We start from the raw sequence: 20980 nt of genomic DNA, 5'->3' as shown, positions 1-20980 counted from the left end.
AAAAAGTATCTAGAGCCCAATTCCGATTCAATCGGAACGGAAGAGGCTCTAGAACGGATACGGCCGAACCTGCGTTGGGTTCGGCCGGTTGATGAGGTCCGTCCATGACACGTCCTATCCGGCTCGGCATGCTGACGCCGTCGTCGAACACCGCACTCGAGCCGATCACCTACGCGATGCTCGGTGGGATCGACGACGTATCGGCGCATTTCTCGCGCTTCAAGGTGACCGAGATCGCGCTGTCGGAGCAGGCGCTGCGCCAGTTCGACGCCACCGAGATTTTGCGCGCAGCAGAGTTGCTCGCGCATGCCAAGGTTGACGTCATCGCCTGGAACGGCACCTCGGCAAGCTGGCTCGGCTTCGATCGCGACGAGAGCCTGTGCGAGCGGATCACGGCTGCGACCGGGATCAAAGCCTGCACCACGGTGCTGGCCTATCGCGAGCTGTTGCGGCGGATCGGCGCCAAACGCGTCGGGCTGGTGACGCCGTATCGCAGGGATGTGCAGGAGCGGATCATCGCCAACTGGAATTTGGAAGGACTGCACTGCTTTGCCGAACGGCATCTCGCCTTGCAGGACAATTTCTCCTTTGCCGAGGTCAGCGAGGCCGAGGTCGCCGGGATGATCGAAGAAGTGATCCGCGAGGGCTGCGATGCCGCGGTCGTGCTCTGCACCAACATGCGCGGCGCCGGTGCCGCCGAACGGCTCGAGCGGCGATTTGGCGTGCCCGTGCTGGATTCGATTGCGGTGACGCTGTGGGCATGCCTCGCAGCTGCCGCCTGCGATCCGTCGCGCGTGCGCAGCTGGGGCAGCCTGTTCTCGAACCCCGATCTGCGCGCGGCGACCGCGATCCAGATCGAGGATGCGATCTCCAATCATGAAAATGAAGGCAAGCGGTGACTGAAGCCAAGACCGAAGTCAGGGCGACCAGACGCAACAAGGAACCCAAGCGCGCGATGACCGCGCTGCAACGGCGCCGCCTGCGCGTGCCGCGGGTCGGGCTGCATGAGCAGGCGGCGGCGCGGCTGCGCACCATGATCGTGCGCGGCGAGCTGGCGCCGGGGCAATCGCTGGGCGAAGCGGACCTGTCCGACGCGCTCGGCATTTCGCGCACCCCGCTGCGCGAGGCGCTGAAGCAATTGGCGAGCGAAGGCCTGGTCGAACTGCGGCTCAACCACAGCGCCGTGGTGGCGCCGTTCCGCCGCGCCGAGCTGACCGAATTGTTCGAAGCCGTCAGCGGCATCGAGCGCTGCGCCGCCGAGCTCGCCGCTTTGCGCATGGAGGGCGCCGACTTCGAACGGCTCGAGGCGCTGCAGGACAAGATCGAATGGCATCACCGCCGCGGTGAGCTGCGCGACTATTTCCAGGTCAACCAGCAGATCCATTCCGCGATTGTCGGCTTCGCCCGCAATGCGGTGCTGAAGGCAACCCATGAGGCGCTGCTGGCGCGGGCCGAGCGCGCGCGCTTCTTTGCGCTGTCGGTGCTCGGTCGCTGGGATGAATCGGTGCGCGAGCACCAGGAGATTCTGGCCGCGCTTAAGCGCCGCGATGCGGCCCGTGCCGGGCAGATGCTGGCGCATCACGTCCGCCGCACCGGCGAGATCGTCGCCGAAACGCTGGACAATACGCCGGAAGACGCGGCCGTGCCGGACGCACCCGCGAAGCCACGCGGCCGCAAGACGAGGAAAGTTGCGCCATGAAGATCCTGCTGCTCAATCCCAACACGACGGCAGCGGTGACCGATCTTCTGCATGCCGCCGGCAGCAAGGTGGCGTCTGAAGGTACCGAGCTGGTGCCGGTCACCGCCGCGCGCGGCGTGCCTTATATCGCGACCCGCGCCGAGGCGCAGATCGGCGGCGCGATCGCGCTGGAGATGCTGGCCGAGGCCGGCCCCGGCATCGACGCCGCAATCATCGCCGCATTCGGCGATCCCGGCCTGTTCGGCGCGCGCGAGCTGTTTGCGTTTCCCGTCGTCGGCCTCGCGGAAGCCGCGATGCTCACCGCCTGCATGCTCGGCCGGCGGTTTGCCATCGTGACTTTCGCCGGCGCGCTGGCACCCTGGTACGAGGAATGCGTCACCATGCATGGGCTGAGCTCTCGCTGCGCCGGGATCCGCGCGCTCGATGGAAGCTTCCAGTCGATCTCGGAGGTACAGGCCGAGAAGGAAGAGCTGCTGGTCGCGCTCGCCAACCAGGCGGTAGAGCAGGACAAGGCCGACGTCGTGATTCTGTCTGGCGCGCCGCTGGCCGGGCTGGCCGCAAAAGTCCGCGACCGCATTCCGGTGCCGGTGGTCGATCCGGTTGCGGCCGCGGTGCGCCAGGCCGAGACGCTTGCTGTGCTGAAGCCGCGCAAGGCGGTCGTCGGCACCTACCGCCGTCCCGATCCCAAGCCGACGCTTGGGCTCGCCGAGCCGCTTGCCGCAATCATCGAACACCGCTCACCGAAGGAGGGGACGCGCTGATGTCCTTCGACACCATCATCCGCGGCGGCACCGTCGTCACCGCCGCCGACACCTTCGCCTGTGACGTCGGCATCTGCGACGGCAAGATCACCGCGCTCGGTCATGATCTCGGCGCTGCGACCGAGATCATCGACGCCACCGACCGCCTGGTGCTGCCCGGCGGCATCGACAGCCACGTCCATTTCGCCCAGCCCTCCGGCGACGGCATCGTGATGGCCGACGGCTTTGCCAGCGGCACCCGCTCGGCGGCGTTCGGCGGCAACACCACCGTGCTGCCGTTCTGCCTGCAGGAGAAGGGGCAGACGCTGCGCGAGGCGCTGAAGCATTACCATGCGCTGGCGGAGGGCGAATGCCATGTCGACGTCGCCTTCCATCTCATCGTCACCGATCCGACCGAGCATGTGCTGGGCCAGGAGCTGCCGGCGCTGGTCGAGGACGGCTACACCTCGCTGAAGGTCTTCATGACCTATGAGGGGCTGGCGTTGTCGGATCGCGAGCTGCTCGAGACCATGTCGGTGGCACGTGAGAGCGGCGCCATGCTGATGGTGCATGCGGAGAATTTCGACGCCATCCGCTTTCTCACCGATCGGCTGGAGCGCGCTGGCAACACCGCGCCGCGCTTCCACGCGACCTCGCGGCCGATCCCGGTCGAGCGCGAGGCCACCCATCGCGCGATCTCGCTGTCCGAGCTGGTCGATGTGCCGATCATGATCGTGCATGTGTCGAACCGCGAGGCGATGGAGGAAATCCGGCGCGCGCAGCAGCGGGGCTTGCGTGTGATGGGCGAAACCTGTCCGCAATATCTCATGCTGACCGAGAAGGATCTCGATCAGCTCAACATGGAAGGCGCAAAATACGTCTGCTCGCCGCCGCCGCGCGACCTCGCGAGCCAGAAGGCGTGCTGGGAAGGCCTGCAGCAGAAAGTGTTCTCGGTGTTCTCGTCGGATCATTGCCCGTTCCGCTACGACGACCCGCAAGGCAAGCTCGCGCCGAAAGGGCGCACCAGCTTCCGCTGGGTGCCGAACGGAATCCCCGGCGTCGCGACGCGGCTGCCGATCCTGTTTTCCGAGGGCGTGGTGAAGGGCCGGATCGACCTCAACAGCTTCGTTGCCTTCAGCGCCACCAACCACGCCAAGATCTACGGCCTCTATCCGCGCAAGGGCACGATTGCGGTCGGCTCGGATGCCGACATCGCGCTGTGGGACCCCAAGCGCAAGGTGACGATCCGCCATGAGCTGATCCACGACGGCGCGGACTACACGCCCTATGAAGGGCTCGAGGTCACCGGCTGGCCGGTGCTGACCATGGTGCGCGGAAAGGTCGTCGTTGACGAGGGCGCCCTTGTCGGCAGCAAGGAGCACGGCACATATTTGCCGCGCGCCAAGCCGCCGGCGGGAGCAACCATCCCATAACACCCAAAGCAAGAAGGCAGGAGACCACCATGCCCTACGCAACAACTGATGACGGCGTCCGCCTCTATTTCGAGGAGACCGGATCGGGCCATCCATTGATCCTGGTGCACGAGTTCGCCGGTGATTTGCGCAGCTACGAGCCGCAGATGCGGCATTTCGGCAAGCGCTTCCGCACCATTGCCTACAATGCGCGCGGATTTCCGCCGTCTGACGTGCCGGAGCAGGTCGCGTCCTACTCGCAGGCGCGCGCCGCCGACGACATTCTGGCCGTGCTCGATCACATCGGCGCGCCCAAGGCCCATATCGTCGGTCTCTCGATGGGCGGCTTCGCCACGTTGCATTTCGGACTGCGCCATCCGGCGCGGGCGCTCTCGCTGTGCATCGGCGGCTGCGGCTACGGCGCCGAGCTCGACAAGCGCGAGACGTTTCGCGCCGAGGCCGATGTGATTGCGGGCATGATCCGGAAAGGAGGCATGCCGGCCTTCGCCGAGCGCTAGGCCTACGGCCCGACGCGCGTGCAGTATGAGAACAAGGACCCGCGCGGCCACGCCGAGTTCAAGGCCATGCTGGCCGAGCACTCGGCGGTGGGATCGGCCAACACCCAGCAGGGCGTGCAGAAGGAGCGTCCCTCGCTGTACACGCTGGTCGATGAGATGAAGCGCATCAATGTGCCGACGCTGATCATCACCGGCGACGAGGATTGGCCGTGCCTGCTGCCGGGCATCCTGATGAAGCAGAGCATCCCGTCGGCGGCGCTCGCGGTGATGCCGAACTGCGGCCACGCCATCAACATCGAAGAGCCCGACGAATACAACCGGATCGTCGGCGAATTCCTCTCGCAGGTCGAAAGCGGCCGCTGGCCGCAGCGCGATCCCAGAGCGGTGAGTGCCTCGATCACGGGCATGAAGGATTAGGGCTATTCGTATTCTCCCGAGGATTGGAGCAACTCCCGTAACACCGTTGAAGGTGCCGTGATGGAGCCTCTCCTGCGTCTTGATTCGATATCACCGGGTTTGGCCGGTTCATTTCGGCGGGCAAACGACGACCAACGGCGACATGCAGTTGTGGTGACCTGTCTCGTTGCCGTTGCGCGAGTGGGATTGCAGGGGGCCGAAGTGGACGCTGCCCTTGATCTCCTTCGTCATGGCGGAAGCGCCCCGCCCGATATCCGGCAGAAGCTCGACTCCTTAGCCGCGCAGTTTGACGAGCAGTACTTCAAGCTCAGCGGGGAATCTGACGCCACGACGTCAGAAGCTTTACTCGTATTCCGAAAAGCGCGTGCGGCGGCAGCGCTGGCATTTGCCCTCTCTCCCGACTCTGGACAACTTCACGAGGCAATGTACGAAGCGATCATTGCATCGGATGACCATGCGGAAGCTATACGGGTGGCGGATGCGGCACTGAGAGCAAGACAATAGGGTTGGGCTGCGTATAACGCCGGCGCGCGAGCCGACGCCACCGACACTGCAATCGCTTCAATGACATCGATTCAATATCCGTTCGGGCGCGCTGCAACCGCCGCGTGAATCGAATGCGCGACGATTATGTCGCGATGATGCGGCAATCGCAAAACCGACACAGAGCTGTTACGCGCGCTGGCTAATGTGTCGCATGTCGACGTCATAAATCCTTAAAAAATGGGGCAAGAAGTGAAGGCGAAATTCCTTTCAACGGTCGGATTCTGTGTGGTCGCCGCGGCGATCGCGAGCAGCGCTCCGGCGGCGCAAGACGATCACGACCGCGATCATCGTCATCCGCATGACATCCACCCGGCCAGGCCGATCAAGCATCTCGTGGTCATCTTCAACGAGAACCGTTCGTTCGATCATTACTTCGCGACCTACCCGAAGGCGGCGAATCCGTCGGGCTCGATTCCGTTCGTTGCCAAGCCGCATACGCCGAAGGTGAACAACCTCGCCAACGCCAATCTGTTGACCAACAACCCGAACCTCAATCCGGCCAACGGCACCGGCGCGACCAATCCGTTCCGTCTCGACCGCACCCAGGCCAACACGCGCTCGCAGAACCACTCCTACACGCCCGAGCAGCAGGCGGTCGACAACGGCAAGGAAGACCTGTTTCCGGAATTCACCGGGCGCGGCACTGCCGGCGGCGTCGGCGCCTTCGGCACCAACGGGCAGGTGATGGGCTATTTCGACGGCAACACCGTCACCGCGTTCTGGAACTACGCCCAGAACTTCGCGATGAGCGACAATAACTGGACCGACACCTTTGGTCCGTCGACGCCCGGCGCGCTCGAGGTGGTTTCCGGCCAGACCAACGGTGCGCAGAACATCGTCGGCACGTCATCGTCGATCGCCGATGGCCAGGGCGGCCTGACGCTGATCGGTGATACCGATCCTGCCTACGACTCCTGCTCGAGCACGACCAGCCAGGTCTTGATGACCAGCAAGAACATCGGCGACCTGCTCAATGCCGAGCAGATCAGCTGGGGCGCTTCATGGGCGGCTTCGACCTGACGCTCAAGAACGCCAACGGCACCACCAACTGCGGCCGCAGCACCTTCTCGAGCAACGTCAACGGCACGATCGTGGACTACATCCCGCACCACGCCTGGTTCCAGTACTACAAGTCGACCGCCAACCCGACCCATGCGCGGCCGAGCTCGGTGAACGCCGTCGGCCACACCTACGTTCCCGGCAGCAAGGCCGTCGATCCGGCCAATCACGCCTACGATCTCGACGACTTCTACGCCTCGGTGAAAGCCGGCAACTTCCCGGCCGTCTCCTACATCAAGATGCCGGCCTATCAGGACGGTCATCCCGGCAACTCCGATCCGCTCGACGAGCAGGCCGGCAATGTCGAGCTGATCAACTTCCTGCAGAAGCAGAAGGAGTGGGGCGAGACGGCGGTCATCATCACCTATGACGACTCCGACGGCTGGTACGACCACCAGTACGTTGCGCCGACCAGCGCCTCGTATGATCCGACCGCCGATCAGATCAACGGTCCCGGCCAGTGCGGCCGCGGTATCGGCAAGCAGACGCAGCCGAAGGGCCTCGACGGCAAGCCGGTGAACGGCCGCTGCGGACCGGGCACCCGCGTCCCGTTCCTGGTGATCTCGCCCTTCGCCAAGAGGAACTTCGTCAGCCACACCCGCATCTCGCAGGCCTCCGTGGTTCGCTTCATCGAAGACAACTGGCTGCACGGCCAGCGTCTTGGCGGCGGCGCGTTCGACGACAGCGTCGAATCGATCGCGGACATGTTCGATTTCGATCACGGCCGCGGTCACGACCACGACCACGACCATGACGATCGGCAGGATGCGCTGTTCCTCGATCCGACCAGCGGCACCGTGATCGTCAGCCCGCCCGACGACCACCATCATCACTAACGCGCTCGGATTACGGGACGTCAGATGAACGGCCGCACTTTGTGGCTCCTCGGCGCCGGCCTGCTTTGCATGGCCGGCGCTGTCGCTGCGGTGGAGACGCAGCAGCTTCCGGATGCAAGCCAGCTTCCGGGCGCCAATCCCAATCCGGTCCGGCTCGTGCGCCCGCCGGTCGCGCCGCTCTCGGCGATGGCGCAACTCGGCCGCGAGATATTCTACGACGCGTCGCTATCTTCGTCGGGCGCGCTGTCCTGCGCCTCCTGCCACAGCCCCGACCACGCCTACGGCCCGCCCAATGACGGCCCGGTGATGCTCGGCGGCCGCACGCTGACGCGGCAGGGCGCGCGCGCCGTTCCGTCGCTGACCTATCTCGAACGTCACCCGAATTTCAGCATCGGCCCCGAGAAGGACGAGGACGACAACGTCGTCGACCTCGCGCAGATGGCGGCGCTCGGCCAGCAGACCGCGCGCGCGAAGAAGACCGCGACCGCGACCGCCGCGTCGGCAGCGAACATCGTGCCGCAGGGCGGCCTGTTCTGGGACGGCCGCGCCGACACGCTGCAGGATCAGGCGATCATGCCGCTGCTCGACCCCAATGAGATGGATGGTGGCAGCCTCGACATCGTGGCCGACAAGCTGCGCCGCGAGCCCTACGCCAAGCGCTTCGCCGAGCTGTTCGGCGCCGGCATCTTCGACAACAGGCGGCTCCTGGTCGCGGAGGCGATGTTCGCGGTGGCGCGCTATCAGGTGGAGGAGGTGAGCTTCCATCCCTACACCAGCAAGTTCGACTACTGGCTGGAGGGCAAGGCGCGGCTGAGCGAGACCGAGCTGCGCGGCCTGCAATTGTTCAACGATCCCGAAAAGGCCAATTGCGCCGGCTGCCATACCTCGGCGCCGACCCGTGACGGCCTGCCGCCGCTGTTCACCGACCATCAGTATGAGGCGCTCGGCGCGCCGCGCAATGCCGCGCTCGCCGGCAACGCCGATGCCAATTACTTCGATCTCGGGGTCTGCGGTCCGCAGCGCACCGACGTCGCCGAGCAAACGCAATATTGCGGGATGTTTCTGACGCCGACCTTGCGCAACACCGCAACGCGCCGCGCCTTCTTCCACAACGGTGTCTTTAGCCCGTCTTATTCGTCAGAGTGCGCCTGAGAGGCTGGCGAGCGTGGTGTAAAGCGCTGATGCGGCGTAGGATTCGGTTGCAAAGCCAACCCCATCACCTCAACCGCGAACGCCAGGCCCGCCATGACCGATGATACGATTCTGCCCTTCTCGTTTCCAGCCGTTCACGCCAAGAAAGTCACAGCTGCCTTCGATGGCGGTCGGCTGACCTCGAACGGGGCGTGATGCTTCTGGCGATGGCCGAGCGGCGTCTCGGCTTGGCCGACAATTTGGCCCGGGTGTTCCCGGATCGGCGCGATCCGACGCGGGTCGTGCACAGCCTTGTCGATATGTTCCGCGCGCGCATGTTCGCGATCTGCTGCGGCTACGAGGACGCCGACGACCTCGATCATCTGCGGTCCGATCCCGCATTCAAGCTGGCCTGCGGACGGCTGCCGGACACGGGTCGCGATCTGTGTTCCCAACCGACGCTGTCGCGGCTGGAGAATGCTCCGCGCCTGCGCGACGTGATCCGACTGACCTACACTTTGGTCGACGCATGGATGGATAGCTACCCGCGCGAGCCGGCATCCGTCACGCTCGACATCGATGATACCTGCGATGTCGTCCACGGCCATCAGCAGCTCTCGCTGTTCAACGCTCATTATGACGAACGCTGCTTCCTGCCGATCCACGTCTACGACACGGAGAAGAGCCGGCCCGTGGCGGTCGTGTTGCGGCCCGGCAAGACGCCGGGCGGCGTCGAGGTGCGTGCCCATCTGCGCCGCCTGATACGGCATATCCGGACGCGGTGGCACAACACGCGAATTACGTTCCGTGGCGACGGGCACTATGCCCGGCCGGAGGCAATGGCGTGGTGCGAGACCAACGGCATCGACTACATCTTCGGTCTGTCCGGCACCAAGCCGCTCGCCAGAAAACTCGACGAGGCCGCCGACGACATCCGCACGCGACGCGCCATCGAGAACCTGCCGGTTCTGCGTGGCTATACCGAGACGCGCCACAAGGCCAAGTCCTGGGATCGCGAACGGCGTACCGTCGCCCGTATTGAGGCGACGATGCTCGGCCTCGACATCCGTTTCGTCGTCACCAGCCTCGATGTCGGCTCGGCCGAGTGGATCTACGACAGCCTGTATTGCGCGCGCGGCCAAGCCGAGAATCTGATCAAGCTGCATAAGACACAGCTCGCCTCCGATCGCACCAGCTGCCGTTCGGCGCTCGCCAATCAAGTCCGCCTCGTTCTCCACACCGCCGCTTATTGGCTGATGCTGACCGTGCGCGACGCGATTCCCAAAGCCCGGGAATTGGCCACAGCCGAGTTCGCGACGCTGCGTCTTCGTCTCTTGAAACTCGCTGCCCGTGTCGTCGAGACCACGAGCCGCATTCGCCTTGCGTTTGCCGCGGCATGTCCCGAAGCCGACCTGATCCGCGGCTTGCCAGGCGCGCTGCTGCCGCTCGGTCCTTGACCGGCGGGGCGTCCGCCCCCCGTTCGCCCAACCCATCCCTCAAGCGCGTTGCAAAGTACGGGTCGTCAGGCGGTGAAAAGCCGAAGGCAATCCCGCGCGCCTCGTCAGAGCAGATGTGCGGCCACATCAATCGGACTAAAAAAAGCACTCTCACGAATAGGACGGGTTAGCAGCCTCGAGCAGGTGCTCGATTTCTATAATTTCCGCGATACCAATCCGGAGAAGGTGTATCCCCGTGCAGCCGACGGAACAGTACGCAAATACGACGACCTGCCGGGGAAATACCATGGCAATGTCGACGTCAGCGATCCGCCGTTCGAGCGCCATTTGGGCGACACGCCTGCGATGACGGCGCAGGAGGAAGCCGACATCATCGCCTTCCTGAAGACGTTGACCGACGGCTACCAGGTGGAGCGGTAAGCCGCCGCGACCGCCTGCGGAACCGATACGTGAGTTGGCAGGCCGTTATCATGCGCGCATAATGGCCGTATGAATGTCGTCGAAGGCAACGGCGCCAGCATCCCCGCGATCGGGCTCGGCACGTGGGAATTGCGCGGGCGGACCTGCGCGCGCATCGTCGAGCAGGCGCTGCGGCTCGGTTACCGCCACATCGACACTGCCCAGATCTATGACAATGAGCGCGAGGTGGGCGAGGGACTGCGCGCCTCGGGCATCAAGCGCGACGCCGTGTTCGTGACCACCAAGGTCTGGACCACGCATTTCATGGCAAAGGATCTCGAACGCTCCGCCAGGGAGAGCCTGGCGCGGCTGCGCCTGACCGAGGTCGACCTGCTGCTGCTGCACTGGCCCAATCCGCATGTGCCGCTGGCCGAGACGCTCGGCGCGCTGGCGCGGGTAAAGCAGGCGGGACTGGCGCGGCATATCGGCGTGTCGAACTTCAGCGTGGCGCTGATCGAGGAGGCGGTGGCGGCGTGCCCCGAGCCGCTCGCCTGCGACCAGTCCGAGTACCATCCCTATCTCGACCAGACCGATGTGATCTCAGCCTGCGCGCGCCATGGCATGGGCTTCGTCGCCTACAGCCCGATCGCGAAGGGGCGGGTCAAGGGCGACCGTGCGCTGGGCCGGATCGGCGACCGCTATCGCAAGACGGCCGCCCAGGTCTGCCTGCGCTGGTTGCTGCAACAGAATGTGTCCGCGATCCCGCGCACCTCGAAGCTCGAGCGGCTCCAGGAAAACATCGACATCTTCGATTTCGAATTGTCGGATGAAGACATGCGCGAGATTTCGGCAATCGGCAGCGGCAACGCGCGATAGTCGGCGCATTGCGCATGGGCGCCTTGCCCGGCCACCGGGTGACCCGCTGCATCGCCTGACTGGTCTTCGGCCCTGCTTGCAATCTCTGGTTCCAAAATACCTTGACTTCGAAATCCTTTTCCGTTCGCCTTGCTGCGGCCGATCTCTTTTGCCCGATTTTCCCGGCCGACATTTTCAAGGGAGGTTTCGATGAAAATCATAGTCGTTCTCTTGAGTATTCTGTTCGCGGGTGCTGTAACGGCGCCGCTTTTAGTGACTGATGCGGTCGCCCAGCAGAACCCGCCGAAGGCCGGTGCCAAGAAGGCCGGGCAAACGACCGGGCAAGCCAACAACCGCCCCTGCAGGACACGCAACCGCGCGTGCTACTGAGACGTTGCTGCGCGCTGATGATGGGCGGTGGCTCCCGGCCGGGATCCGCCGCCCGAACCAGAATGGGATTGAGGCCGGTCCTGATTGCCCGCTATGGTGCCGGGCAGGGGAGCATCACGACGTGATCGAGTGGGATGAAGTTTCGGCCAAACGCGGATCTGATGGCGTCGGTGTTCGTGCACCTGATACTGCTCGCGCTGATTTTCCTTTATTCGGAGGTCCATCAGTTCGATCCCGTCGCCGCTGACACGGTGCCGGTCGAGATCGTGACGCCGCAGGAGGTCGCCAAGTCCGAGATCAAGGCCGAGCCCGAACCGGTGCCGAGCCCGTCGCCGACGCCCGAATTGCAATTGCCGTCGCTCGACAAGCCGATCGACACCGCCAAGCCGGAGCCCTCCGCGCAGGCGCCGGCACCACAGCCGCAACAGAACGCGCCGCAGCCCGCGCAGAAGCAGCCGAGCCCGCCGGCGCCCAAGCCCAGCCCGTCGCCGCAGCAGACGGCGGCGGCCGTGCCGCCCGCGCCGCCGACGCCTCCACTGACGCCGCAGCCACCGGCGCCGCCGGCATCACCCGCCTATGTGCAGCCCGAGCCGGATCTCTCGGTCAAATACAACGTCATGCTGGGCCTGCCGCCCGACATCTCCGTGCAGGCGCCCGCCGACGCGCCGGCCGGCCCCGGGCCCGGCAAGGACAATTTCGACGCGGCGGCGACCGAGAAGGCCGACGTCGGCTCCAGCGTAGCAGCCGAATTCCGCCGCCATCTGAAGAGCTGCATGAAGCTGCCGCCGACGCTGAGCAGCGGCGACGACGTCAGGGTCAAGCTCAGGGTGTTCATGAAGCCCGACGGCAAGCTCGCCTCATCGCCCTTGCTGATCGAGGCCAGCGCGTCGGCCAAGGGGCCGCTGTTGCTGAAGAGCGCGACCGATGCGCTGGAGGCCTGCCAGCCCTATGCGATGCTGCCGAGGGATCGCTACGGCGAATGGAAGGTGCTCGACCTCGACTTCACGCCGCGCGACTTCGCGTCGTAAGGGCAGGGACGAGCGTCAGCTTCCCATCGCCTGCCAGGCATTCGAGGCGAACTGCCGGCGCCAGATCACGATGACGACGGCGGCGGTGGTGACGAACAGCACCCAGGGGCTGACGAACCAGCCGAGATAGGCGAGCGCGAAGAAGAACGCGCGCTGGCCGCGGTTGAAGTGCCGGCCCGCCGTCTCGAACAGCCGCGTGGTGCGGACCACATGGGCCTCGGCCTCCGGCGTGTCGCGCTGGCCGGCCGGCGGCATCGCGCCGAACAGGATCGCCACATAGTTGAACAGGCGATAGGCCCAGGCGAATTTGAAGAACGTGTAGATGAAGATCAGGATCAGCCCGATGCACTTGATCTCCCACAGAGCGGGCGAGGGCGAGAGGTCGACCGGCAATGCGCCGAGCACGGCGAGCGCGTCGTTGGTGGCGCGCAGCAGCGCCAGCCCGCCGCCGATCGCGATCAGGCTGGTGGAGGCGAAGAACGCGGTGCCGTTCTGCAGGCTGGCCATGATCTGCATGTCGACCATCCGCGCCTCGCGATTGAGTAGATTGCGCACCCAGATCTCGCGATAGACATGCATTCGCGCCGACAGGCTGTCGCGCCCATAGGCGCTGTGCTCCAGCGTGATGGCGTAGACCAGCCATTCCAGCGCGAAGAAGCTGACGGCCAGGATGTCGGCCCAATAGCCGGTCATGGTGCCTTCCTTCGTGAACGCGCGGCTGCCTCTGTGAATGCGCGGCTGCCGCGCCGCGCGGCGTTCCGCGTCATGTACAGGTTGAACGCGTGCAATGCACTATGGCAACATGCGGTGACAACAGGATTCTCCGGACATGCTCAAGCTCGTCATAGGCAACAAGAACTATTCGTCATGGTCGATGCGGCCCTGGCTGGCGCTGCGCGCCAACGCCATCCCGTTCGAGGAAGTCTTCATTCCGCTCTACACCGACAACAAGGCCGACAAGGATCGCATCCTGAGCTTCAGCAAGGCCGGCAAGGTGCCGACGTTGATCGACGGCGACGTCACGGTGTGGGATTCGCTGGCGATCATCGAATACCTCGCCGAAAGATTTCCCGAGGCGAAGCTGTGGCCTGCGGATCGCGCCGCGCGCGCGCATGCCCGCGCGGTCTCAGCCGAGATGCATTCGGGCTTTGTGCCGCTGCGCAGCGAGTGCGGCATGAACCTGCACCGGCCGATCCGTGCCGTCGCGCTGTCGGACGACGCGCGCGCCAATGTGGCGCGGATCCAGGAGATCTGGGCCGAGTGCCACGCGCGCTACGGCAAGCAGGGCCCGTTCCTGTTCGGCGCATTTTCCGGGGCGGACGCGATGTACGCCCCCGTGGTGCATCGTTTCCGCACCTACGCGATCCCGGTGAAGGCCGAGGCGCAGCATTACGTCGACGCCATGATGTCGCTGCCGGCGTTCCAGCAATGGACGCGGGACGGCCTTGCCGAGACGCTATTGATCGATCGATTCGAGGACGCCTAACTGCGTCTTGCGCTTCCGAAATGTGACAGCGGCGGCAAAGATCGCGGCTTGACGCCGCGGGGCCGAAGACGTCGAATCCGAAGAACCGGTTTTGCAAGTCGTGAAAGGACTTAGACCATGGGCATTCTGGATTCCCTGGAGAACTCGCCGGAGTTGAAGGGCATGCTTGGCCAGCTCGGGGCGGCGGTGATCCCCGTCGTGCTCGGCGAGGTGATGGGCAATGGCGGGCAGGGCGGATTGTCGGCGATCGTCGCCAAGCTCCAGCAGGCCGGCCTTGGCGAGCAGGTCAAATCCTGGATCGGCACCGGCCAGAACCTGCCGATCACGGCCGAACAGCTTCAGGAGGTGCTCGGCAGCGACACCGTCAGGCAGCTTGCCGCCAAGTTCAACATTCCGGTCGACGAACTGTCCAAGGTGCTGGCCCAGCAACTGCCGACGGCGGTCGACAGCGCGAGCCCCAACGGCAAGCTGCCGCATACCGCCTGAGGGACGGTGGAACCCGGTTTCGGCCGGGTCTGCGGGCAATTTCCGGCTGGCACATAAATTGCTGCCTATCGCCCTGAAAAACCTGCAAAAATGGTACCTTTGCCATGCCCCAATGTTGCTGGATTTTGAGCCCTGCCCTGTGCTAGGTTGCCGCAGGGTTCTCAAAATGCCGGCCAGAGCTATCGGGACTGTCAGCTCAGCCAGCAATCTCTAAGAAAATGGAGAGGGCGTTGAAGCATAAGTACTCGATTGGCGAGACCGTCTATTTCACGGCCAGCAATGTGGCGCGCCCCGCCGCGAGCGGCACCTACCAGGTGATCCGCCTGCTGCCGACCGATGGTGACGACTGCCAGTATCGAATCAAGAGCTCGACCGAAGCGTTCGAACGGGTGGCCAAGGAGAGTCAGCTCGCGCTGTCCTGATGGAGTTGTGCGCAAGCCGGTGGCTGGAGCGGGTTCCGCGCCGTCGCCGTCAAAAGGCCCTGTTCGCAGACACATTCTGCTGAAGGTCGAGTGCCGGGGTGGCGGCGTTGGCCGTCGCCGATTGTGCTTACGCTGCGTTGAGGGACATCGCGCATGAACTGGGCTTGGACTTCGCTGGATCAGGTGTGGCGCTCGCCGACCTTCCCGATGTGGCTGACCTTGGCCGCCGCCGGGTTCTTTGGGGTGGTCGTTTTGGTCACGCTGCTGCGCGCGGAAAAATCCGTCGCCAACGGCGCGCTGACCGTCATCACGCTGCTGTCGATCGCGGTTGCGGTCGCCGCGACGATCCGCGGCTTCGGGCCGGGCGGAACGGCGTCGCCGGCCGAGACACGCACGGCGCAATTGACCGGCCAGACGGTGCCGGCGCTGGCCTGCGTCGACGACCTCGCGGGAGATGCCGTTCTCAATGCCTGCGAGAAGGTGCTGTTCGGCTCATCGGATACCGCGGCGGCGGCAGTCAGCTATGCGGCAGCCCAGGTCTCGCGCCTGACCGCGCTCGGCGACCTCGCCACGGCGGAGCGCAACGCGACCACCGAGCTGCAGGCACTGCGCCGCGCCATCGAGCATGACCGTTACGGCCTGGTCGCCTATGCGCTGATGGCGCGCGACCACTGCACACCGACCGCGTGCCCCGCGTTCCGCTCGCTCGGCGACAATCATCAGATCATCGCCAACATGAACGAGCGCACCTACGAGAACCTGGTCACGCGCTACGCCTCGTCCTGGAACGCGCCCGCCGGCCAGCCGTCGGCCGCCGGTCTGGTCGCGGCGCTGCCGCAGTCGATACCCACGGGCAGGCCAACCAACGCCGAGTTCCCGAGCGCGGCGTCGACGCCGCCGGTCAGCATCATGACGCCTGAACCGTCGGCGAAGCCGGCTGCCGCGGCTCCGCCGACGGCCGCCCGTGCTGCCGCCGCGCCGCCTCCCGCTCCGAAGCGGCCACCGGCGGCGAAGCGCCCGGTCCAGATCGCGCCGGCTCCCGCCGCGCCCGCGGCACCGGCCGCTGCGAGTGCGCCGGCGGCGGCCGAGGGCCAGGAATAAGCGTGATGATGAGCGCGATGACCGCGGCCTGAGCCGTCGCCATTGCACTGTTTCGCGCAGTAAATCCCGATATCCACCGCCGTGGATAGCGCTCCCTTTTCAAAGTGCGCGCCGGCCGCTACATCCGGCGCATGCCGCTTCATCTCATCAAGCTCGCCGTCGGTTGCGACTCCGTCAAGGAACTCAAGGGCTGGGTCGCCGAACGGATGGCGACCGCGAAGAAAAAGGGCCTGCCGCTCCGTCACGTCCACATCACGCGGATGACACCGAAGCGCGAGGAGGAGCTCCTTGCCGGCGGCTCGCTCTATTGGGTGATCCGCGGCGAGATCGCCGCGCGCGAGAAGATCATCGCCATCGAGCCATTCCGCGACAAGGACGGCATCGGACGCTGCCGGCTGGTCATGCAGCCCAAGGTGATCGCAGTTTCGCCGCGGCCGATGCGGCCGTTCCAGGGCTGGCGTTATCTGACCGCGGACTCCGCGCCGGCAGATCTCACCAAATCGAGCGCGGCCAGCGTGGCGTCGATGCCCGAGCCGATGCGCCGCGAGCTGCGCGACCTCGGATTGCTGTAAGCAATCGGATTGCTTTAGAGTGGCGCTGTGGTCAGATGCAGCCGCGTCCATTCGGACGGTGGCACATCGATGTTCTGTGCGGCCGCCGCACTTTGCTCCATCATATCGATCAGGTCTTTCCCGACGCCCATCTCGCGCAGATACGTGCGGTACTGCTTGGTATAGAGCGCGGTAAGGCCCTCACGGCGTTCTTCGGAGACGTTCGGCGCGATGCGGTGATGGATCGACATGCCGCTCACGACCACATGGCTGTCGGGCGGCAGCGTGCGATGCACACCGCCCGCGAGCATCAGCGCGCAGGCGAGGTCGCAGACGATCCTGGAGACATTTTCCTTGGCGTCCAGCGGGCCGCCCGGCCGTTTGAGCGCGAAGCAGTCGGCTTCGGACTTGCCGCTGCAAGCCTCGACCTCCGTGGTTGCAACTATGGCATCGATGCCGCGGTCGCGCAGGATCCGGCCGAGACTGACCGCGACGTTGAGGTTGGACGCACCCCGGCTATTGATCACGACCGGCAGCTTGCGGCCTGCCTGCCGGTCCAGGATCGCGATTAGCCGCTTGAAGGTATCGAACTGAATGACGCCCTCGGCCGCGATCCACTCCGAACAACCCGGGCCGCAGGCATCGGGGCCGCCATGGGCGACATAGAAGATCATCGCATCCGGCGCCGATCCGATGCCGCCAATCGGTGGCCGGGTCTGCGCCTGCGCCAGGCCCGCGGCCAGCAGCGCGATGCCGAGCAGAATGCCGTGCTTGAAGTAACCAGTCATTCCGACCGCCCCTGAAAGGCGCGATCATCCCTGCGTCGCGGCATCGGAGCAAGCTCAACCGGGCATGGCTACACAGCGATGTTGTCGATCAGGCGTGTGCTGCCGAGCCGTGCCGCCACCAGCATCCGCATCGGGCCGTCCTTCAGCGAGCCGATCGGCGCCAGCGAGGCGGCGTGACGAACCTCGAGATAATCGAGCACGAAGCCGACCTTGGTGATCAGCGCGGCGCCGGCGGCCATCGCGGTTGCGGTGTCCTCGCCGGCACGCAGGCGCCCCGCCGTTTCCTTCATCACCCGATGCAACTCCGGGGCGGTGCGCCGTTCCTCCGCCGAGAGGTAGACGTTGCGGGAGGACATCGCGAGGCCATCGCGTTCGCGCACCGTCCTGGACCCGATCACCTTGACGCCGAGGTCGAGGTCAACAGCCATCTGGGTGACGACCCGGAGCTGCTGAAAATCCTTTTCGCCGAAGATCGCAACGTCGGGCCGGACCTGGGTGAACAGCTTGCCGACCACGGTGGCCACGCCGCCGAAGAAATGCGGCCTGAAGCGATCCTCGAGTCCGGCGGTGGCCGGACCCTCCGGCACGATCCTGGTGGCGAAGCCGTCCGGATACATCGCCTTCACCTCCGGATGCCAGATCAGGTCGACGCCTTCGGCCGCGAGCTTGGCGACGTCTTCCTTCCAGGTGCGCGGATAGGAGCCGAAATCTTCCGTCGGCGCGAACTGGGTCGGGTTGACGAAGATCGAGACGACGACCCGCTTGGCGCGGCGCTTGGCAAGCCGCACCAGCGACACATGGCCGTCATGGAGGGCTCCCATGGTCGGGACCAACGCGACGGCCGCCTTCTTGGCGCGGAAGGCGTCGACGGCGCGACGAAGGGCAGGGACGGTACGAACGACGGTGGGATTTCTCGGCATCTGGTCTCAACTCGTGGGGCGATCCGGGTGGGATGTTTGCGGTTCGGCGGGTGGCGCAGCTTATCAAGACCGCACCGCTATCGGCAAACCGTCGCGTCGCGACCAGCCTTACCCGATCCCGGACGCGAGCGTATTACGCAAGTCATGCCGCCGATCGACGCAGCCATCTTGCCTGATCGATTCATCATTAAGGACGGCTGCAATTGATTTCCTCTCGCGGTGATGCATTTCACTTGACCGCAGCCGTGCGCGATTTGAAGATCATCGCCGGGGTTTGAATCATGTTGGTGCAGGCTAGTCAGGGTCAGTCCGGCTCCGCACATGTCATCGTGCTGGGCAACGAGAAGGGTGGTTCGGGCAAGTCGACCACCGCCCTGCATATCGCCGTCGCGCTCCTGAAGGCCGGACAACGCGTCGCCAGCATCGATCTCGATTGCCGCCAGCAAAGTTTCACCCGCTACATCAATAATCGCCAGGCTTGGGCGCGGCGCTCCGGGCTCGATCTCGAACTCCCGGCGCACCACTGCATCAAGTACGGCGAGACGATGCAGATCGAGGACAACGAGAACGCCGAGTTCCAGCAGTTCATGGCAGCCGTGAGCGCGGTGGAACGTGGCTATGATTTCATCGTCATCGATACGCCGGGCTCGGACAGCTACCTGATGCGGCTCGCGCATTCGATGGCCGACACGCTGGTGACGCCGATCAACGACAGCTTCCTCGATTTCGACGTGCTGGGCACCGTCGATGCCGCGACCTATGCAGTGACCGGCGAGAGCCACTATGCCGAGATGGTGCGCGACACCAGACGCAAGCGCCGCCAGCTCGACGGCGCCTCGACCGACTGGATCGTGGTGCGCAACCGCCTGTCGATGCTCGGCTCACGCAACAAGCAGCTGGTTGCCGACGGCCTCAAGCAGCTCTCGCTGCGGCTCGGGTTCCGTTCGGTCGACGGCTTTGCCGAGCGGGTGGTCTATCGCGAATTCTTCCCGCGCGGGCTGACGGCGCTCGACGACATCGACGAGGCGACGCTCGGTACCCGCCCGAATCTCGGGCACGTCACCGCGCGCGAGGAGGTGATGGGCCTGTTACGCCAGCTCAAGCTGCCGCTCGACGAGCGCGGCCGCCGCCGGGCCGCCAACCGGGCGGAATGGTTCAGCCAGGTCGACAAGCCGCTGGAAGTCCACGACATCATCGGCAGCTAGCGATCGTGAGCAGCAGCGCGTTGATGGCGATCGATCTGAGTTGTCGGGGCGCGGCCGTCGGATTGGCGTTGCTGATCGCCGGCGTGTTGCTGCGCGACCGCAGGGACGCGCCGGCGCGCCTGAGCGCCGCCCTGCTGGTCGCCGTCGCGGCATCAGCGATTTCCTCAGCGCCGGGATTTCCGCGGCCATGGCCATATTGGAGCCTGATCTTGGCCGCTCTTTCCAGCAGCGGGGCAGTCCTGCTTTGGCTCTGGGCGCGCGCGACCTTCGATGACGATTTCGTGCTGCGGCCCTGGCATGGCGCCTTGCTGGTCGCCATTGTCGGCACGCAACTGTTTGACCTCTGGCCCGCAAGAACCGTGCTCAGAGGCGACCTCGATCGACCGCTGTCGTTCGTCTATCTCGGCCTCGCTCTCCTGGCCGCGGCGCAGACGCTCGCGACATGGCGGCTGGACCTGGTGGTGGGACGACGGCGATTGCGCGCCGTCGTCCTGGTCGGCGCGGTGACCTATAGCGTCGCGGGGTTTTTTCACGGCCTTTGGCCCGCGTTCGGCTCCTCCGTTTGGAGCATCGCCAACGCGGTCGGGCTGTGGGCGCTGCTGAGCCTCAGTGGATGGAGCCTGTTTCAGGCGGCCCGAATGCAGCAGGCATCCGCTTTTCTGCCCACCACGGACAGGGTTCCGGGCGAGACCAGTGCTGTGGCACCTGGAGAGGACAAGCCGTCCGCGGTCGACGCCGAATTGCTGCGCCGGTTGCAGCGGCTGATGACCGTGGAACGCGCCTATCGGCGTGAAGGACTGACCATCGGCGCGCTGGCCGCAGAGCTCGGCGTTCAAGAGTACCGGCTGCGGCAGTTGATCAATGAAGGGCTCGGGCACCGCAACTTCAATGCCTTCCTCAATGGCTACCGGATCGATGAAGCCAAGGCGGCCCTGGCCGACCTCGGGCAAAAGCAAGTGCCTGTGCTGACCATCGCCATGGATGCCGGATTCCAGTCGGTCGGTCCGTTCAATCGGGCCTTCAAGGCGGCCACCGACCTGACACCGACTGAATTCCGGCGCGTCGCGCTCGCGAAGCACGCGTCCGGGGCGGGCAACCCGGATGACGTCCCAGGAATCGGCCAGCCGGACTGAGGAATCGGCCAACCGGGTTCAGAACCCGGCGCAGGCGCGGCCGGCTGCGTTTCGAATACGCCAGTTTCCAGGCCAATGACGATCCCGGCCTGAAGCTGGTCATTTACACCGAAATCGGTTGAAATCCGTGGTTTTCCGGTGATTTTTGCCACAGAGTGGCCAAAAAGCCGGAACAAAGCAGCCGAAATCCGGTTTGACTAGGGCGCCATCGCTCCCTTATCCGTCATGCCGGCGGGTGAGGTGCTGCGGTGCCATCGCGCCAACGCGGTAGAAGCAAATGCACAAACTATAGGTGCAGCGCACAACGTTATGGCGTCAAAGCCACAATATTTGGACTTCCTGTCACGGCGCTGTGACATATATTCTGAGAAAGGAGGCCGAAGAGCCTCCGGCGAAAATCA

The 20980-nt window shown here is 65.1% G+C and carries 20 protein-coding genes and 3 pseudogenes; 20 read left to right on the top strand and 3 right to left on the bottom strand.

The features are described from left to right. Positions 1 to 104 precede the first annotated feature (104 nt). The 13 genes and pseudogenes from HAP54_RS41465 to HAP54_RS41400 all read left to right on the top strand — a co-directional run bounded on the left by HAP54_RS41465 (position 105) and on the right by HAP54_RS41400 (position 12487). Positions 105 to 899 carry a maleate cis-trans isomerase family protein gene (locus HAP54_RS41465; RefSeq protein ID WP_166296997.1) on the top strand — a complete coding sequence of 265 codons (795 nt, stop codon included), beginning with the start codon at positions 105 to 107 and terminating at the stop codon, positions 897 to 899. Beyond that, a complete protein-coding gene (locus tag HAP54_RS41460; protein ID WP_166296995.1) occupies positions 896 to 1699 on the top strand; it encodes a GntR family transcriptional regulator in 804 nt (267 codons plus the stop codon). Before HAP54_RS41465 ends, HAP54_RS41460 begins: the two co-directional genes overlap by 4 nt. Next, positions 1696 to 2460, top strand: a complete 765-nt coding sequence (locus HAP54_RS41455; protein ID WP_166296993.1) for an aspartate/glutamate racemase family protein — start codon at positions 1696 to 1698, stop codon at positions 2458 to 2460. The genes HAP54_RS41460 and HAP54_RS41455 overlap by 4 nt, the downstream gene beginning before the upstream one ends. Beyond that, positions 2460 to 3872, top strand: coding sequence for a dihydropyrimidinase (gene hydA, locus HAP54_RS41450; protein WP_175619303.1), 1413 nt, complete (start codon positions 2460 to 2462; stop codon positions 3870 to 3872). The genes HAP54_RS41455 and hydA overlap by 1 nt, the downstream gene beginning before the upstream one ends. A gap of 29 nt (positions 3873 to 3901) precedes the next feature. Continuing rightward, positions 3902 to 4786, top strand: a pseudogene (locus tag HAP54_RS52665) (alpha/beta fold hydrolase). A gap of 201 nt (positions 4787 to 4987) precedes the next feature. Further along, positions 4988 to 5290 (top strand): hypothetical protein, encoded by a 303-nt coding sequence (locus HAP54_RS41435; protein ID WP_166296991.1) that lies wholly within the window; start codon positions 4988 to 4990, stop codon positions 5288 to 5290. Between the two features lie 231 nt (positions 5291 to 5521). Then, positions 5522 to 7227, top strand: a pseudogene (locus tag HAP54_RS41430) (phospholipase C). A 24-nt stretch (positions 7228 to 7251) separates the two neighbouring features. Continuing rightward, a complete protein-coding gene (locus tag HAP54_RS41425) occupies positions 7252 to 8379 on the top strand; it encodes a cytochrome-c peroxidase (protein ID WP_224741559.1) in 1128 nt (375 codons plus the stop codon). Between the two features lie 93 nt (positions 8380 to 8472). Further along, positions 8473 to 9815: pseudogene (locus HAP54_RS41420) on the top strand (IS1380-like element ISBdi2 family transposase). 183 nt (positions 9816 to 9998) lie between these two features. Next, positions 9999 to 10235: a hypothetical protein gene (locus tag HAP54_RS41415; RefSeq protein ID WP_224741560.1), complete on the top strand. Its 237-nt coding sequence runs from the start codon at positions 9999 to 10001 to the stop codon at positions 10233 to 10235. Between the two features lie 69 nt (positions 10236 to 10304). Then, positions 10305 to 11090: an aldo/keto reductase gene (locus HAP54_RS41410; RefSeq protein WP_166296989.1), complete on the top strand. Its 786-nt coding sequence runs from the start codon at positions 10305 to 10307 to the stop codon at positions 11088 to 11090. 189 nt (positions 11091 to 11279) lie between these two features. Then, complete coding sequence (locus HAP54_RS41405) at positions 11280 to 11459, top strand: hypothetical protein (protein ID WP_029083270.1); 180 nt, start codon at positions 11280 to 11282, stop codon at positions 11457 to 11459. A 134-nt stretch (positions 11460 to 11593) separates the two neighbouring features. Continuing rightward, complete coding sequence (locus HAP54_RS41400) at positions 11594 to 12487, top strand: hypothetical protein (RefSeq protein WP_166296987.1); 894 nt, start codon at positions 11594 to 11596, stop codon at positions 12485 to 12487. Between the two features lie 15 nt (positions 12488 to 12502). Here the strand turns inward: HAP54_RS41400 and HAP54_RS41395 are convergent, their stop codons facing one another. After that, positions 12503 to 13180: a DUF599 domain-containing protein gene (locus HAP54_RS41395; RefSeq protein ID WP_166296985.1), complete on the bottom strand. Its 678-nt coding sequence runs from the start codon at positions 13178 to 13180 to the stop codon at positions 12503 to 12505. 136 nt (positions 13181 to 13316) lie between these two features. Here HAP54_RS41395 and HAP54_RS41390 point away from each other — a divergent pair, with 136 nt between their 5' ends. From HAP54_RS41390 to HAP54_RS41370, 5 genes are all read left to right on the top strand, one after another. Next, on the top strand, positions 13317 to 13973 hold the full coding sequence (locus HAP54_RS41390; RefSeq protein ID WP_166296983.1) for a glutathione S-transferase family protein: 657 nt from the start codon (positions 13317 to 13319) through the stop codon (positions 13971 to 13973). A gap of 117 nt (positions 13974 to 14090) precedes the next feature. Further along, complete coding sequence (locus HAP54_RS41385) at positions 14091 to 14459, top strand: YidB family protein (protein ID WP_166205628.1); 369 nt, start codon at positions 14091 to 14093, stop codon at positions 14457 to 14459. Positions 14460 to 14677: 218 nt separating this feature from the next. Beyond that, positions 14678 to 14881 carry a hypothetical protein gene (locus HAP54_RS41380; protein WP_018272021.1) on the top strand — a complete coding sequence of 68 codons (204 nt, stop codon included), beginning with the start codon at positions 14678 to 14680 and terminating at the stop codon, positions 14879 to 14881. A 153-nt stretch (positions 14882 to 15034) separates the two neighbouring features. Then, the gene (locus HAP54_RS41375) at positions 15035 to 15982 is read left to right on the top strand and encodes a hypothetical protein (RefSeq protein ID WP_166296981.1); all 948 of its coding nucleotides are present in this window, start codon (positions 15035 to 15037) and stop codon (positions 15980 to 15982) included. A gap of 131 nt (positions 15983 to 16113) precedes the next feature. Next, positions 16114 to 16554 carry a DUF1489 family protein gene (locus HAP54_RS41370; protein ID WP_024581318.1) on the top strand — a complete coding sequence of 147 codons (441 nt, stop codon included), beginning with the start codon at positions 16114 to 16116 and terminating at the stop codon, positions 16552 to 16554. A gap of 14 nt (positions 16555 to 16568) precedes the next feature. Here HAP54_RS41370 and HAP54_RS41365 read toward each other — a convergent pair whose 3' ends face one another. Together HAP54_RS41365 and panC are read right to left on the bottom strand one after the other, a co-directional pair. Continuing rightward, positions 16569 to 17321: a hypothetical protein gene (locus tag HAP54_RS41365; protein ID WP_175619302.1), complete on the bottom strand. Its 753-nt coding sequence runs from the start codon at positions 17319 to 17321 to the stop codon at positions 16569 to 16571. Positions 17322 to 17389: 68 nt separating this feature from the next. After that, entirely contained in the window at positions 17390 to 18241 is an 852-nt protein-coding gene (gene panC / locus HAP54_RS41360) for a pantoate--beta-alanine ligase (protein WP_166296979.1), read from the bottom strand. Positions 18242 to 18522: 281 nt separating this feature from the next. Here panC and HAP54_RS41355 point away from each other — a divergent pair, with 281 nt between their 5' ends. Beyond that, positions 18523 to 19446 carry a division plane positioning ATPase MipZ gene (locus tag HAP54_RS41355; protein WP_166296977.1) on the top strand — a complete coding sequence of 308 codons (924 nt, stop codon included), beginning with the start codon at positions 18523 to 18525 and terminating at the stop codon, positions 19444 to 19446. Between the two features lie 23 nt (positions 19447 to 19469). Then, positions 19470 to 20579 carry an AraC family transcriptional regulator gene (locus tag HAP54_RS41350; RefSeq protein ID WP_224741561.1) on the top strand — a complete coding sequence of 370 codons (1110 nt, stop codon included), beginning with the start codon at positions 19470 to 19472 and terminating at the stop codon, positions 20577 to 20579. Positions 20580 to 20980: the final 401 nt, after the last annotated feature.

Origin of the sequence: Bradyrhizobium sp. 2S1, assembly GCF_011516625.5 — a bacterium.
GTDB lineage: Bacteria > Pseudomonadota > Alphaproteobacteria > Rhizobiales > Xanthobacteraceae > Bradyrhizobium > Bradyrhizobium septentrionale.
The sequence above is the reverse complement of the archived record's forward strand: the minus strand, read 5'-3'. Positions and strand labels throughout refer to the sequence as shown.

Bases quoted from the DNA above. Each gene is read 5' to 3' on its own strand.
- HAP54_RS41390 (WP_166296983.1), top strand. From the start codon at position 13,317: ATGCTCAAGCTCGTCATAGGCAACAAGAACTATTCGTCATGGTCGATG.
- HAP54_RS41375 (WP_166296981.1), top strand. From the start codon at position 15,035: ATGAACTGGGCTTGGACTTCGCTGGATCAGGTGTGGCGCTCGCCGACC.
- HAP54_RS41370 (WP_024581318.1), top strand. From the start codon at position 16,114: ATGCCGCTTCATCTCATCAAGCTCGCCGTCGGTTGCGACTCCGTCAAG.
- HAP54_RS41410 (WP_166296989.1), top strand. From the start codon at position 10,305: ATGAATGTCGTCGAAGGCAACGGCGCCAGCATCCCCGCGATCGGGCTC.
- HAP54_RS41395 (WP_166296985.1), bottom strand. From the start codon at position 13,180: ATGACCGGCTATTGGGCCGACATCCTGGCCGTCAGCTTCTTCGCGCTG.
- HAP54_RS41355 (WP_166296977.1), top strand. From the start codon at position 18,523: ATGTTGGTGCAGGCTAGTCAGGGTCAGTCCGGCTCCGCACATGTCATC.
- HAP54_RS41380 (WP_018272021.1), top strand. From the start codon at position 14,678: ATGGAGAGGGCGTTGAAGCATAAGTACTCGATTGGCGAGACCGTCTAT.
- HAP54_RS41385 (WP_166205628.1), top strand. From the start codon at position 14,091: ATGGGCATTCTGGATTCCCTGGAGAACTCGCCGGAGTTGAAGGGCATG.
- HAP54_RS41400 (WP_166296987.1), top strand. From the start codon at position 11,594: ATGAAGTTTCGGCCAAACGCGGATCTGATGGCGTCGGTGTTCGTGCAC.
- HAP54_RS41455 (WP_166296993.1), top strand. From the start codon at position 1,696: ATGAAGATCCTGCTGCTCAATCCCAACACGACGGCAGCGGTGACCGAT.
- panC (WP_166296979.1), bottom strand. From the start codon at position 18,241: ATGCCGAGAAATCCCACCGTCGTTCGTACCGTCCCTGCCCTTCGTCGC.
- HAP54_RS41465 (WP_166296997.1), top strand. From the start codon at position 105: ATGACACGTCCTATCCGGCTCGGCATGCTGACGCCGTCGTCGAACACC.
- hydA (WP_175619303.1), top strand. From the start codon at position 2,460: ATGTCCTTCGACACCATCATCCGCGGCGGCACCGTCGTCACCGCCGCC.
- HAP54_RS41350 (WP_224741561.1), top strand. From the start codon at position 19,470: ATGGCGATCGATCTGAGTTGTCGGGGCGCGGCCGTCGGATTGGCGTTG.
- HAP54_RS41425 (WP_224741559.1), top strand. From the start codon at position 7,252: ATGAACGGCCGCACTTTGTGGCTCCTCGGCGCCGGCCTGCTTTGCATG.
- HAP54_RS41365 (WP_175619302.1), bottom strand. From the start codon at position 17,321: ATGACTGGTTACTTCAAGCACGGCATTCTGCTCGGCATCGCGCTGCTG.
- HAP54_RS41405 (WP_029083270.1), top strand. From the start codon at position 11,280: ATGAAAATCATAGTCGTTCTCTTGAGTATTCTGTTCGCGGGTGCTGTA.